At 60.5% G+C, this 13178-nt stretch carries 11 protein-coding genes; 2 read left to right on the top strand and 9 right to left on the bottom strand.

The features are described from left to right. The first annotated feature begins 91 nt into the window (after nucleotides 1-91). Nucleotides 92-3391, top strand: coding sequence for a CapA family protein (locus ACN0X0_RS01990; protein WP_417277798.1), 3300 nt, complete (start codon nucleotides 92-94; stop codon nucleotides 3389-3391). 117 nt (nucleotides 3392-3508) lie between these two features. Here ACN0X0_RS01990 and ACN0X0_RS01985 read toward each other — a convergent pair whose 3' ends face one another. From ACN0X0_RS01985 to ACN0X0_RS01950, 8 genes are all read right to left on the bottom strand, one after another. Beyond that, nucleotides 3509-4525, bottom strand: a complete 1017-nt coding sequence (locus ACN0X0_RS01985) for an ABC transporter permease (RefSeq protein WP_417277797.1) — start codon at nucleotides 4523-4525, stop codon at nucleotides 3509-3511. After that, nucleotides 4522-6024, bottom strand: a complete 1503-nt coding sequence (locus tag ACN0X0_RS01980) for a sugar ABC transporter ATP-binding protein (protein ID WP_417277796.1) — start codon at nucleotides 6022-6024, stop codon at nucleotides 4522-4524. Before ACN0X0_RS01980 ends, ACN0X0_RS01985 begins: the two co-directional genes overlap by 4 nt. A 67-nt stretch (nucleotides 6025-6091) precedes the next feature. Further along, the gene (torT, locus tag ACN0X0_RS01975; protein ID WP_417277795.1) at nucleotides 6092-7153 is read right to left on the bottom strand and encodes a TMAO reductase system periplasmic protein TorT; all 1062 of its coding nucleotides are present in this window, start codon (nucleotides 7151-7153) and stop codon (nucleotides 6092-6094) included. 132 nt (nucleotides 7154-7285) lie between these two features. Then, on the bottom strand, nucleotides 7286-8257 hold the full coding sequence (locus ACN0X0_RS01970; RefSeq protein ID WP_417277794.1) for a biotin-dependent carboxyltransferase family protein: 972 nt from the start codon (nucleotides 8255-8257) through the stop codon (nucleotides 7286-7288). Continuing rightward, nucleotides 8247-9122: a 5-oxoprolinase subunit B family protein gene (locus ACN0X0_RS01965; protein WP_417277793.1), complete on the bottom strand. Its 876-nt coding sequence runs from the start codon at nucleotides 9120-9122 to the stop codon at nucleotides 8247-8249. Before ACN0X0_RS01965 ends, ACN0X0_RS01970 begins: the two co-directional genes overlap by 11 nt. Next, nucleotides 9119-10495 (bottom strand): acetyl-CoA carboxylase biotin carboxylase subunit, encoded by a 1377-nt coding sequence (locus ACN0X0_RS01960; RefSeq protein WP_417277792.1) that lies wholly within the window; start codon nucleotides 10493-10495, stop codon nucleotides 9119-9121. The genes ACN0X0_RS01965 and ACN0X0_RS01960 overlap by 4 nt, the downstream gene beginning before the upstream one ends. Before the next feature lies 1 nt (nucleotide 10496). Then, nucleotides 10497-10730, bottom strand: coding sequence for an acetyl-CoA carboxylase (locus ACN0X0_RS01955; protein ID WP_417263001.1), 234 nt, complete (start codon nucleotides 10728-10730; stop codon nucleotides 10497-10499). Between the two features lie 29 nt (nucleotides 10731-10759). After that, nucleotides 10760-11539 (bottom strand): 5-oxoprolinase subunit PxpA, encoded by a 780-nt coding sequence (locus ACN0X0_RS01950; protein ID WP_417263000.1) that lies wholly within the window; start codon nucleotides 11537-11539, stop codon nucleotides 10760-10762. A 307-nt stretch (nucleotides 11540-11846) separates the two neighbouring features. Between ACN0X0_RS01950 and ACN0X0_RS01945 the strand changes: the two genes are divergently transcribed. After that, complete coding sequence (locus tag ACN0X0_RS01945; RefSeq protein ID WP_417262999.1) at nucleotides 11847-12764, top strand: LysR family transcriptional regulator; 918 nt, start codon at nucleotides 11847-11849, stop codon at nucleotides 12762-12764. Nucleotides 12765-12802: 38 nt separating this feature from the next. Here ACN0X0_RS01945 and ACN0X0_RS01940 read toward each other — a convergent pair whose 3' ends face one another. After that, nucleotides 12803-13177 (bottom strand): hypothetical protein, encoded by a 375-nt coding sequence (locus ACN0X0_RS01940; RefSeq protein ID WP_417262998.1) that lies wholly within the window; start codon nucleotides 13175-13177, stop codon nucleotides 12803-12805. Nucleotide 13178 lies beyond the last annotated feature (1 nt).

Raw genomic sequence — 13178 nt, 5'->3', positions numbered from 1 at the left:
TGCTATGATCCTATCCTTTCGGCGTATTTACTATGCTCAAAAGGTGAGGGTGTCTGAGCCGTTCGGGATGAACCTGCTCAGGATATAATTCATGACGAAGACCATTTGCGACCCGCTCTCCCGCCTGTCCGCCTCGCCTTTGGTGTCCCTAAGCCAACTTTTGGCGCAGGCACGTGCGGCGCTGACCTATGCGATGTCATCCGCTGAAGAAAACGCGCCCCTTCGGGTCTTTTTCTCGATCAGCAACGGCACAGAACGCGCGACAGTCGTTCATTTTTCCGCGCCGGATGTGAAAGCCCTTTGGACGTCTTTGGAACAGTGGTGCACCGAGGCGGACGCCTCCGACAGACAGGTTCGTTGGGTGCGCGTGGATTGGGTCAGCCAAAGCTGGGCCTTGTCATGGGAGCAGGCACAACAGGCGTTTCAAGCCAGCAAACGCAACTATTTCCGCTATGGTGTGGCACTGGATCCCGGGTTTTCTCAGGCGTTTCTCGAACAGGAACTGAATGCCAATGCGATGCTCTATCTTGGCAATGCGGTCGAACACGCGGGATTGAACGTCAAGAACTTCAGGGCCTATGGCACGCGACGTTTCGGTGCGGCGTTCACCTTGCCGACTGAGGCGCAGGCTCCCGTGCAGCTTTTTGCGACAGAGGCGTTTTTGCTTGAGGCCGATGCGCCGCCTGTGCCGCTACATGGCTATGAAGGCGGGGTCGAAGGGCGGGATACCGGGCGGCGCAAACTGGCGGATCTGGATCAGCCCTGCGTCACGCGGTTGATTGACGACGCCAGCCGTTTTTTGGCTGAGCAGCTCGACGAGAAGGGCCAATTTACCTACGGGCTGCATCCCTGTTTTGATCGGGAAATCAACTCTTACAACACCTTGCGCCATGCGAGCACGCTTTATGCGATGCTGGAGGCCTGGGAGGTGACGCAGGACGCGGCGCTCAAAGAGGCGATTGATCGCGGGCTTGCTTTTCTGACCGAGACGTTGATCCAACCCTACGAGGCGCCGGAGGGGGGCCGGGTCGCCTATCTGCGCGACATGAACAATGAGCTCAAACTGGGCGGAAGTGCCGTCTGTCTTCTGGCGCTTGTGAAATACACCGAACTGACCGGCGATGAACGTCATCTGTCCCTTCTTGAGGCGCTGGCCTTGGGGATTGTGCGGCTTCAGGACACAGAGACGGGACAGTTGGCGCATGTGCTCAATGCCGATGATCTTTCGGTCAAGGAGGTGTTTCGCATCATCTATTACGATGGCGAAGCGGCCTTTGGTTTGATGCGCCTGTACGGATTGACCAAGGACCCGCGCTGGATCGCGACGGTTGAGAAAGCGTTCGACTATTTCATCGCGCAGGAGCATTGGAAAATCCATGATCACTGGCTGAGCTACTGTGTCAACGAGCTGACACTCTACCGGCCAGAGGAGCGCTATTTTCGCTTTGGACTTCAGAATGTTGTCGGGCATCTCGACTTTGTGCTCGACCGGATCACCACCTTTCCGACGCTGCTCGAATTGATGATGGCCGCGCATAAGATGATCGGTCGCCTCGATCAAAGCGCGGAGCATCGTCATCTCCTGAAGCAGTTGGATCGTGATACATTTTACCGGGTCCTGGAAACCCGGGCGCATCATCTGCTGAACGGTTTTTTCTGGCCCGAGATTGCGATGTATTTCAAAAATCCTGCGCGTATCTTGGGGAGTTTCTTCATCCGGCATCACGCGTTTCGGGTGCGCATTGACGATGTGGAACATTACCTCTCGGGCTTTGTTGCCTATCTGCGGTATTATCTCGGCCAAGCCCAAGCCCAAGCCCAAGCGACAGCCGCAATCGAGATTGCGCCACAGGCTTCGGTCCCAAGTTTGCCGCATCCGGCACAGGCTGTTGTGGCACTGGCGGGAAGTCTCAATCTCGGCGGGCGCGTGCATGACCGCGCCAGACAGCTTGGACTGGATCAACTGATTGAGCTTCCCGTGCTGAAAGAGGCAGATTTGTCGATTGCGACCCTTGATTGTGTGGTGAGCACATTGGGTCAGCAGGGGGTCGACAAGGGCGAGCAGGGGCCGTTCTATCGGCGCGCCCGGCCAGAGATGATCGAGGTGCTCGCCAATGCTGGGATCGATGCGGTGACGGTCGCCAATGCGCATAGCGGCGATTACGGTCCAGCGGCGCTTTTGCAACAAAAAGACATTCTGGATGCGGTCGGTATCGCCAGCGCAGGCGGCGGATCTGATCGTGAAGCGGCCTTTCAGCCGACCTATTGTCAGGCGGGCGAACTGCGTGTTGCGCTGTTTGGTATCGATGCCTCCCAAGAGCGCTTTGCGGCAGGCGAGGCTGAGGCAGGAACGGCTTATCTCTCTCCCCACCATCCGGATGCATGGCGCCTGACGCGGGAGTTCAAAGCAGCGGCAGAGCAGGCAGATGCCGTTTTCGTCTCCGTGCATTGGGGGACCCAGGTCGCTAAGGCGACCCAGCGTGCGCTGTCGCAGGCCCTGATCGACGCGGGGGCCGATCTGGTCTTTGGCGCGCGCGACAGCCGGCTTGAAGGCGTCGAAATTTATAAATCCAAGCCGATCCTGCCGGGCTTGGGGGTGATTTTGTCAGAAGCCTTGCGAAGCGACATCAAACCGGGCGGCGTGTTTCGTCTTGGCCTTGACCGTGGCCGCGTGGCTTGGGTCGAGTTTCTTCCCATCGGTGTCGGATATGGTTTTTGCGAGGCTTTGCCCAAGGCCGCCGCCGCGCCCGTCCTTGCCGATTTTGCTGCGCGCTGTCGGGCGGTCGGAACCTCTGTTGAGACCTCGGAGCAGGCTGTGGTGATCCATGTCGATGCGCCTGCGGATCGTTCCGCCAAACCGACAGACACGACGAACGCCCCAACCGAAACCGTTGCTAAACAGGAGAAACCCCGTCGGCTTGAACGTCTGTCGGACTTTGCGCCCGCCGTCCGTCTCGGACAGGCGACACATGTGCCCCGCGACGCCCGGGTCGTCCCTCAGATCGTGAACGGGCTTGAGCTCTTGGGGGTTCGGCTCAATCCGACGCAGATCACCCGCCGCGAGATGCTTTGGGTGGAGACGTGGTGGCGCGCCACGCCGGTGCCACCGGATGATTTGAAACTCGAGTATCGGGCCGTTCCGCCCGGCGGGGAGCATCGCGCGATCTGGGGGCTCGGTTCGGCGCATGATCCCTGTGACTGGATGCAGCCAACCTCCCGCTGGCAGGCGGGAGAAATCTATTATGACCGTTTCGGCCTGCGTCCTCCGGCGCTCGAACATCTGCGTGCGGCGTATTTGCAGCTTGAAATCCGTGTTGTTGGACGGCGCCCGAATACGGACTGCTATCTTTTTCCAAAACCTCTTCCGGTACGCTTGGGAGACCCGTCATAGCCGCTGCGCCAGATGGGGCCTTCTCACAAAGGTTTACGAGATTTTGCGGGGCTTTGGGTCATAAAACCCGCGCCACATCGAAGGTCGCGCGGGTTTTGACAGTCTGTGAGCGGGGCGTCACGCGCCGCGCATGATCATCCGGTAGCGCATCTGGTCAAAGATCACCGCAAGGATCAACAAGCTGCCCAGCAGCACCATCTGCATGTAGGAACTGACGCGGGCGATGTTCATGCCGTTTTGCACCATGACGATGAAAAACGCGCCCAGGACCACGTTTTGCACCCGCCCAATACCGCCTCTCAGAGAGACGCCCGCGATGACACAGGCGGCGATGGATTCCAGCGCCATAGTGCCGCCGAGATTGGCCTCGCCGCTCTCGACGCGGGCGGTCAAAAGCACGCCGGTCAGCGCGGCGATCAGCGAACAGAGCACATAGGCCAGAACCAGCGTCTTCTTGGTGTCGATGGCCGAGAGATGCGCGGCCTTGATGTTGCCGCCGACCGCATAGATGCGGGTGCCAAGCGTGGTGCGCGACATCATCAGCCACATCACGACGATACAGATCACCGCGATGAACACCGGCACGGGCACGCCGAACCATTTGCCGAACCCGAAGGTGTCGCCAAAGGCGAAGGGCAGGCCGGAGATCGGGATGCCGCCGGTCATGAAAAGCGCAAGCCCTGCGCCCACTGAGGACACGCCCAGCGTCATGATGAAAGGCGAGACCTCGAAATAGGCCACGCCCACGCCGTTGATCAGCCCGACGATCAGCGCGACACAGCCGCCTGCGAGGATGCCGGTCGCGATGATCAGGAACATGCTGTCAAAGACGCCCGCGGCCCATGTCATCGACAGGGCGGAGGCCACAGAGGTCAGCGCAATCGCGGTGCCGACCGACAGATCGAACCCGCCGGAGACCAAGACCAGCATTTGCCCCAAGGAGACCAGCACCAGATAGACAGATTGGCGCGCGACATTCATCAGGTTCTGCCCGGTCAGGAATTTGTCGGACATAAAGGAGAACACCACCAGCGCAATGCCCAGAAAGAACGGCAAGACGCCCACGCGGATGAACAGGGTTTTGATCGGGTTGGCGCGCGGTGTGACCTGCGCCGGTGCGGTTGCATCGCTCATTGGACGGGCTCGCTTTCGGTGAAGAAATAGTTCAGGACGGTGTCTTCGCTGGCCTCAGCGCGCGGCAGCTCTGCCGAGACCTGGCCATTGGCGAAGACAAGAATGCGGTGGGAGAGGTTGATCGCTTCGGGCAGGTCGGAGGAAATCACGACCACCGCTTTGCCCGCTTCGGCCAGAGCCTTGATTTTCAGGTAAAGCGCGGCGCGGGTGCCCATATCGACGCCCACGGTGGGTTCGTCGAAAATATAGACATCGGCCTCCTGGCCAAAGGCCTTGCCGAAGAGCACCTTTTGCTGATTGCCGCCCGAGAGTTGCGACACGCGCCGGGTCCGGTAATCCTCGGGCAGCTCGACCCGCGTGGCGATCCCGGCCACTGTGTCACGCACCCTGCGCCAGTCGATCCAGCCGCGTTTCACGGGCGCGCCGGAGGTCACGACATTGAGCGCGAGGTTCTCGTCCGAAGTCTTTGCCAGATCGAGCCCCTCGTGTTTGCGATCGGGCGACAGGTAATAGAGCCCTGCGCGGATGATCTCGCGCGTGGGCAACCCGGTGATGTCGCGCCCGTTCAGGTGGACTGTCCCGGAGCGCCGGGGACCAAGCCCCATCATGGCGCGGAAGAACCGCGATTTGCCACAGCCGACCAAGCCCGCCACACCTAGAACCTCGCCTCGGCACAGGCGGAGCGAAGAGGGGGCCACACCGGGGGTGGCGAGATCCGCGACCTCAAGCACCACCTCGCCGGGCTCCGTGGCGATGGTGGGATAGATGTCGGCAATCTGGCGTCCGGTCATCATTTCGACCAAAGCGGCCTCATCGGTGCCCGCCATTTCGACCGTGCCGATCTTGGCCCCGTCGCGCAGCACGGTGATGCGGTCGGCGATGCGTTTGAACTCCTGCATCCGGTGCGAAATATAGATGATGCCGACGCCTTTGGACTTTTGCCTCTCGATGAAATGGAACAGGTGATCCACCTCGCGTTCGGTCAAAGAGGCGGTGGGCTCGTCGAGGATCAGCACCTTCAGATCGCCGTGAAACGCCTTGGAAATCTCCAGCATCTGCTGTTGCGCGCGCGACAGGGTCGAGACCTGCGCGGTGGGGGAGATCGGGAATCCCAGCTCGTCGAAAATCTCCTGCGCGCGGCGGCGCATCTCGGCATGATCGACCAAAATCCCCATGCGCGGTTCCTGTCCGAGAAACATGTTCTCGGCCACGGTGAGCGTGGGGATGAGGGAGAATTCCTGAAACACCGTGTAGACGCCATGCGCCTTGGCGCGGGCCACGGAGTCAAATGCCACCTCATGATGATCGAGGTAAATCTTGCCCTCGGAGGGCGTGTTGGCGCCTGCGAGCATGGAGATCAGCGTGGATTTTCCCGCGCCGTTTTCACCAAATAAAACATGCACTTCGCCCGCCATGAGATCGAAATCCACGCCATCTAGGGCACGCACGCCGGGGTAGGTTTTGGTGAGGTTGTGGGTCGTGAGTAGAGGAAGGGTCATGGGGCCTCCTATCGGGTGAGACGGCAAGGCCTCACCCGAGTCTTCGGATCAAAGAGAGATCAGGCGATCACTCGACGGAGAAGACGGGGCGGAAGCCTTCCGGCGGCAGGATCGCGTCGCGGGACAGATCGCCGATGGTGTCGCTGTCGACGACAAAGATCTTCGGCCCGACGTGTTTGACGTAGTCCTTGCCTTCGATGATCCGCACGGCCTGATCCATGGCGATCCGGCCCTGAATGACCATGGAATCCGCCGGCGCCGCCGCGATCATGCCGCGCTGGATGCCGGTGTAGACGCCGGGGGTCATGTAAAAGGCCAGAAGGCCGATCTCATCCGTCAGACCGCGTTCGCGCAACAGACCCTGCGCGGCTTCGGCGGTCACGGCGGTGCCCGCGAGGTAGCTCACATCCGGGTCGGATTGCAGCACGTCTTCGACCAGTTTGAGTTGGGCTTCCTTGCCGGTGTCGCCGTAGCGCGGTTCCAGAACCTCGACGGCGGAGCCTTTGACGGCCTCCATAAAGCCGGAGTTCGCCGCCTCGACCCAACCTGCGCCTGCCGGACCGGGGAACCAGCCGACTTTGGCCGGATCGCTGCCTGCCGGGTGTTTTTCGGCCAGATATTTTCCGGTCTCAAAACCCATCGTGTAGAAGGACACCAGAGATTTGGCGGAGATGTCGGGCGAGGAGACGCCGTTGATCACATCGATCACCGGGATGCCCTTGGCGGCGGTCTCTTTGATCACATTGTTCAAGCCATCGTAAGAAATCGCGCCGATGATCACCGCGTCGGCACCGGCTGCGACGCAATCCTCGATCTGGCTCACCTGTTTGGCGAGCTCGGTGTAGCCACCCGCCTCGACGAGGTTCATCTTGACGCCGAGGCGCTTGGCTTCTTCTGCGACGCCATAGTCGACACCGAGCCAATAGGCGTCTTTCATATGCGGGAAGGACACGCAGATGTCATAGGCTTCATCGGCTTTCTCAAGCGGCGTGTAAGTCACGGCGCTGGTGGTGCCGTCGGTCGAGAAGGCGGGGGTCACCTCTTCGGCCTCATAGGGATACCAGTCTTCGGCAAAGCCGGCGGTGGCCAGCGCGGCCAGTGCCGCGCCTGTCATCAGGGCGAGTTTCATGGATCTGACTCCTTGTTGGTTCATCAGGGAAGGCGGCTTTGTGCCGCTTGTTATTGTGGTCTGGCTTTCGAGGTGGGGCCGAAGCCCCTAGGGTGGTGTGGGGGCTTGCACCCCCGGGGGGACGTCGGCCCCTCAGGAGAGGGACTGACGAATTTCTGAAATCATGGCTTTGCGTGCGGCGCGGGCGGTCAACGCTTCATCCATCTCGACGCGTTTGAATTTGACCGGCGTGTTGGGCTGTAATTGCCCAATGAGGTCCATATCGGCGGAGATCACCGCGCCGAGGGTGAAATACCCGCCGCCCGACACCGCATCGCGGTGCAACACGATGGGTTCAAGCCCGCCGGGCACCTGAATGGAGCCGTAGGAATAGCACCCGTCGACGATGTTCGACGGATCGGAGCCTGCGCCAAAGGGCTGCGGACGGTCGACGAATTCCATCGGATGCCCGCCACGGAAGCGGTAGCCCATGCGGTCGGCCTCGGGCGCGACCACCCAATCGTCGTCAAAGAACGCCTTTTGGCTCTTTTCAGTCAAGCGGTGCCAATAGAGGCCGGTGAGGACGCGCAATTCGGCCGGGGTGCCGGGGCGGCGGCGGAGCGCATCGGGGACCATGCGCCCCTCCGCCACCACCGACCCGTCGCCGACAGGGATCACATCGCCTGCGGCAATGGCGCGGCCTTCAAAGCCACCCAAAGCGCCAATCGGATAGGTCGAGCGCGAGCCAAGTGCGGGCGGCGTGTCGATGCCGCCGGAGACCGCAATATAGATGCGCGCGCCGGTTTTCAGAAAGCCGAAGGACAGCACTTGACCGGGTTTCACAGTGAATGAGGTCCATGTTTCGCGCGGCTCACCATCAAGGAACATGGGCATCTCTGCGCCTGTCACGGCCACACTCATCTCGGCGCGGAATTTGATCTCCGGCCCCATGAAGACGGCTTCCAATCCCGCCGCTCCTTCGTCATTGCCAACGAGCATATTCGCGGCCCGAAACGCGAGGCGATCCATCGCGCCGCCTTCGGGAATGCCGAGGTGGAAATAGCCGGGACGGCCAAGGTCCTGAATGGTCGTCGCCAGACCGGGTTTGATGATCTCAAGCGTCATTGAGGGCCTCCATCAGCTTGGCGTTAAAGCCGGTCATGTCATCGTTGAACGCGTCGAGATCAAAAGCGACCTCGGCAATGCGCGGCGTGTAGGTGCCATCCTCGACCGCCTGCGTGATGCGGTCGTATTCGGCGCGGTCGATGGGTTTCCATTTCACGATGTCGCCGGGTTTAAAGAAGACCATGAAGTCTTTGAGATAGCTGATCTTTTGTTCCGGGTCGTAGATCGGCATCGGGGTGATGCCGAACATCTGGTAACCGCCCGCGCCACGCACGGAATAGATGCAGGAGAAACAGCCACCATAGCCCACCGTCAGCTTCGGCGTGTCGGTGCGGGGGCGCAGGTATTTCGGCACTTCGAGCTGCTTTTCGCGCTCGACGAGTTGGTAGAGAAACGGCAGGCCGGAGACGAAGCCCACCATGGAGACGAACCACGGCTGGCTGTGATGCGCCTCGATGAAATCGGCGACTGTATCATAGCCGTTGATCCGCGCGGCGTAATCGAGATCGCTGCCGGTCGGGTCTTGGTGGCGTTCGCGGAACCGCATCAGGGTCTCGTGGGTCCAGGGGTCCTCGTAATAGACCGGAATTTCGATGATCCGGGTGTCGAGGCGCTTTTCCTGCGCTTCGGCCTGATGTTCGAAGGCTTTGATCTTGTCCATCATCGCGTCTGGCGCGATCACATCGGGGTCGAACCGCACTTCGAAAGAGGCATTTGCGGGCAGAATCTCGGTCACGCCGGGGATATTCGCCTCGCGCACCATGTTCGACAAAGAGAGCGCGATGAAGAAGGCGTCGAGCGACATTTCATCGTCGATCTCGACATAGATATGTTCGTCCCCGCCATATGTGTAACGCGTTTTCATGCGGCGTCTCCTTTGGTTGCGGACAGGTTGCCAGCCTCAAGCCAGGGCTCGAGCCATTGGGTGTGGAAGGCGCCTTTGCGCACCTCCGGGTCGGCGGCCAAGGCCAGATGCAGCGGAGCGGTGGTTTTCGTGCCACCGATCTCCATGCTTTCGAGCGCCTCCACCAGTTTGTCGATGGCGGCCTCGCGGGTCTCGGCATGGACGATGACCTTGCCCAGCAGAGAGTCGTAGAAGGGCGGGATTTGATAGCCCTCGGAGAGGAAGTGATCGAACCGCACGCCGTCGCCGGTGGGTTCCTTGAGCGTGGACACGACACCGGGCCAAGGCATGAAGTTCAGGAACGGGTCCTCGGCACAGAGGCGCACTTCGATGGCGTGGCCGGTCTTTTTGATCTCATCTTGCGCCATCGACAGCTTTGCGCCGCCGCAGACCTTGATCATTTCGGCCACAAGATCGACGCCAGTGACCATTTCGGTCACGGGGTGTTCGACCTGAATGCGGGTGTTCATCTCGATGAAATAGAACTCATTCGCCGCTTCGTCGTAGAGGTATTCCAAGGTGCCCGCGCCGCGATAGTTCACCGCTTTGGCCAGCGCCACGGCAGAGGAGCAGAGGCTTTCGCGGGTCTCGTCGTCGAGGCACATCGCACCTGCTTCTTCCCAGACTTTCTGACGGCGGCGTTGCAGCGAGCATTCGCGCTCATAGCAATGCACGGCCGTCTCGCCATCGCCCAAGATTTGCACTTCGATATGGCGGGGCGAGAGGATTGCGCGTTCGATGTAGAGACCACCGTCGCCAAAGGCGGCTTCGGCTTCGGCCTTGGCTTGCGGCGCCAGCGTTTTCAGTTCGGTTTCGTCTTTCGCAATCCGAATGCCGCGCCCACCGCCGCCTGCGGCTGCTTTGATCATCACCGGGTAGCCGATCTTTTCGGCAACAGATAACGCCTCGGAGACATCAATGCGCCCGTCGGAGCCGGGGACGACCGGCACGCCAGCGGCCTCGGCGGCCTGACGCGCGGCAACTTTGTCGCCCATGCGCTCGATCGTGTCGGCGGAGGGGCCGACGAAAATCAGTCCGGCCTCTTCCACGGCGCGGGCGAAGGCGGGGCTTTCGGACAAGAAGCCGTATCCCGGATGGATCGCGTCCGCCTTGGTGGCCTTTGCGGCCTCTAAGATCGCGGGGATGTTGAGGTAGCTGTCTTTCGATTGCGCGGGGCCGACGCAGATGGCCTCATCGGCAAGTTTGACGGCCAACATCTCCGTGTCCGCTTCGGAATGCGCCTGAATCGTGTGGATGCCGAGGGCTTTCGCGGCTTTCACCACGCGCACTGCGATCTCCCCACGGTTGGCGATGAACAATCTTTCAATCGCCATGTCAGTCAAGCTCCGCCAAGACGGCGCCTGCGGTGACGGGGGTGGCGTCGTCGACGTTGTAGCCTTTGAAGGTGCCCGCGATTTCGGCGGTCACGGCGATGAAGGTTTTCATCACTTCGATCAGGCCGATCTGGTCGCCGACGGCCACCGTATCCCCGGGCACCTTAAAGGGCGGCTCTTCGGGGGAGGGCTTGTGGTAAAAAGTGCCGGGGAGGGGGGATTGGATGTCGCTCATGATGTGTTTTCCCTGTTGTTTGGACCGCTTCACGCGGTCTCGAGCACGGCGGAGGCCGGTGCGATGTTGATCCCGTTCTCGGTGAGAGCGGCGCGAATGGCGCGCCCGATCTCAACCGCGCCGGGGGTGTCGGAATGGAAACAGATGGACTCGAACGCGATGTCGATATCTTTGCCGGTGACGGTGGTCACCTTGCCTTCGACGCAGGCACGCAAACATTTCTGGGCGATCTCTTCGGGATCGGGCCGCGACACGCGGCGGGTGAAGACGATGGACCCGTCGTCGCCATAGTCGCGGTCGGCGTAGAATTCCCGGATCACCGGCTGGCCCAGACGTTTTGCAACCTCGTAGGTTTTCGAGGTCCCCATGCAAAAGATCAAGAGATCGCCGCTGATCGCCGCCAGACTTTCGATCATGTGGCGCGACAGGTCTTCGTTGACGGCGGCCTCCATGTAAAGCGCGCCGTGGGGTTTGACGTGTTGCAGGCGAATGCCGTGACGGCGCCCGAATTCGCGCACCGCGCCGACCTGATAGATGATGTCATTGACCAGCTCTTCGGGCGTTGTCTTGATGTAGCGGCGGCCAAAGCCCTGAAGATCGCGGTAGCCGGGGTGCGCGCCAAGACCCACGCCGTAGGTCTGCGCCAGTTTGATCACCCGATCCATGGAGTTCGGATCGCCGGCATGAAACCCGGCCGCGATGTTGGCCGAGGAGATCAGAGCCATCAGCTCTTCATCGGGGGCGTCGCTCAGAACCCAATGCCCGAAGCCCTCTCCCATGTCGCAATTCAAATCGATGATCTTTCGCATGTTCGGTCCTTAATTTCTTTGGACCCATCCTCTGAAAAAAACCTTCCTGTTGTAAAATTCAAAATATTGTTTGTGCATTATCTAAAAATCAGAATGAATGAGCGGCAAAGAGATCATCTGGAAATCGCTTGAAATAGGGGTTTGGCGCCAAAATAAGCAGAATTGAAACGAAGTCGCCTGAAAGTTGTTCTGTTTTAAAGATAATGCATATCTACAAATTCGAAATTTACGTTTCCGCGCTCCTGCGACAGGATGTTTCGGAATAAACCGCCGATGGGTATCGGAGACTCCGAATAGGGACAGCACCATGAATCTGCGCCAGTTGAAATATTTCATCGCCACCGCCGAGCTCGGTCAGGTCAGCCGCGCCGCCAGCGAGCTCAGGATTTCGCAAAGTTCGATCACCACCGCCGTGCGCGAGTTGGAACAGGATCTCGACGCCATCCTGTTCGTGCGCACCGCGCATGGCATGGAGTTGACGCCGCCGGGGCGCGAGCTTTTGGGGGCGGCGCGCGAGATCATGGAAAAGGTCGAAATGGCGCGCAATGTGGTGCAGGGGCATTCGGAGATCGAAGGCACGATCAACATTGCCGCGACCTATACGGTGATCGGATATTTCCTGCCCTTCCACCTCGACCGGCTCAAGCATCGGTTCCCCAAACTCGACATTCGCCTGAGCGAGTTGAACCGTGAGAGCATCGAGGAGGGGTTGGTCACCAATCGCTTCGATATGGCGGTGCTTTTGACCTCGAACACGCAAAGTCCCGAATTGGACACGCAAACCCTGTTGCGTTCACCGCGCCGGCTGTGGGTGCCACAAAACCATCCGTTGCAAATCAAAGGTCAGGCGCATTTCGAGGAGATCGCCGAGGAGGATTACATCATGCTGACGGTCGATGAGGCGGCGCATACCTCGATGAAATATTGGGGGCCGACGGGCTTGGTGCCCAAGGTCAAGCTGCGGACCTCTTCGACCGAGGCGGTGCGTTCCATGGTCGCCAACGGGCAGGGCGTGACGATCCTCTCCGATATGGTCTATCGGCCCTGGTCGCTTGAGGGGCGGCGGATCGGCACGGTGGTGGTGGATCGCGACATCCCGTCGATGGACGTCGGTCTGGCCTGGCGCAAGGGGCAGGAATGGAGCGAGGCGACGCGCATGTTCTTTGACTATTTCAGCGAAGTGTTCCAGGCGCCGCAGATGGGGCATTTGGGGGTGAGAGGCTAGGGGCCTGAGGCGAAGGGCCTGAGGCGAAGCGAAACGTTTTAGCCCCGCATCAGCTCCGCCAGCGCCTTTTGCACCTCTTCGTCCAGCCCGGCTTCTTGCTGCAAGAGCGCTCCGGCGGCCTGCATCGCGGGCCCGTCGCCCGAGGCAAATTTCTCCGCCAGCGCAAGTCGCGTGGCGCTCAGAGCGGATGGGGTGATCAGATCGGCAGAGATGCTCTCGGGCACCACATCGAGTGCGAGGCGTTCATCCAGCGTATGGCGGGCCAGAATCGCATCGAGCGCCTGCACCTGCGGTAGGAAAATCGCGCGCGCGACGGGGCTGTCGGTTGGCAGATGCACATCGTCTTCGGCCCGCAGCCGGTCGATGCCGCTGACCCCGATGTGCATCCCGGCAATGCGTGTAGAGCTCGCCAAG

It is taken from the genome of Celeribacter sp. (genome assembly GCF_048270365.1).
Lineage (GTDB): Bacteria > Pseudomonadota > Alphaproteobacteria > Rhodobacterales > Rhodobacteraceae > Celeribacter.
This window is presented reverse-complemented; position numbering and strand designations above follow the sequence as displayed.

Excerpts from the sequence above, each read along its gene's own strand:
- ACN0X0_RS01950 (WP_417263000.1), bottom strand. The coding sequence starts at position 11,539 with ATGCGAAAGATCATCGATTTGAATTGCGACATGGGAGAGGGCTTCGGG.
- ACN0X0_RS01990 (WP_417277798.1), top strand. The coding sequence starts at position 92 with ATGACGAAGACCATTTGCGACCCGCTCTCCCGCCTGTCCGCCTCGCCT.
- ACN0X0_RS01960 (WP_417277792.1), bottom strand. The coding sequence starts at position 10,495 with ATGGCGATTGAAAGATTGTTCATCGCCAACCGTGGGGAGATCGCAGTG.
- ACN0X0_RS01980 (WP_417277796.1), bottom strand. The coding sequence starts at position 6,024 with ATGACCCTTCCTCTACTCACGACCCACAACCTCACCAAAACCTACCCC.
- ACN0X0_RS01970 (WP_417277794.1), bottom strand. The coding sequence starts at position 8,257 with ATGACGCTTGAGATCATCAAACCCGGTCTGGCGACGACCATTCAGGAC.
- ACN0X0_RS01955 (WP_417263001.1), bottom strand. The coding sequence starts at position 10,730 with ATGAGCGACATCCAATCCCCCCTCCCCGGCACTTTTTACCACAAGCCC.
- ACN0X0_RS01965 (WP_417277793.1), bottom strand. The coding sequence starts at position 9,122 with ATGAAAACGCGTTACACATATGGCGGGGACGAACATATCTATGTCGAG.
- ACN0X0_RS01985 (WP_417277797.1), bottom strand. The coding sequence starts at position 4,525 with ATGAGCGATGCAACCGCACCGGCGCAGGTCACACCGCGCGCCAACCCG.
- torT (WP_417277795.1), bottom strand. The coding sequence starts at position 7,153 with ATGAAACTCGCCCTGATGACAGGCGCGGCACTGGCCGCGCTGGCCACC.
- ACN0X0_RS01945 (WP_417262999.1), top strand. The coding sequence starts at position 11,847 with ATGAATCTGCGCCAGTTGAAATATTTCATCGCCACCGCCGAGCTCGGT.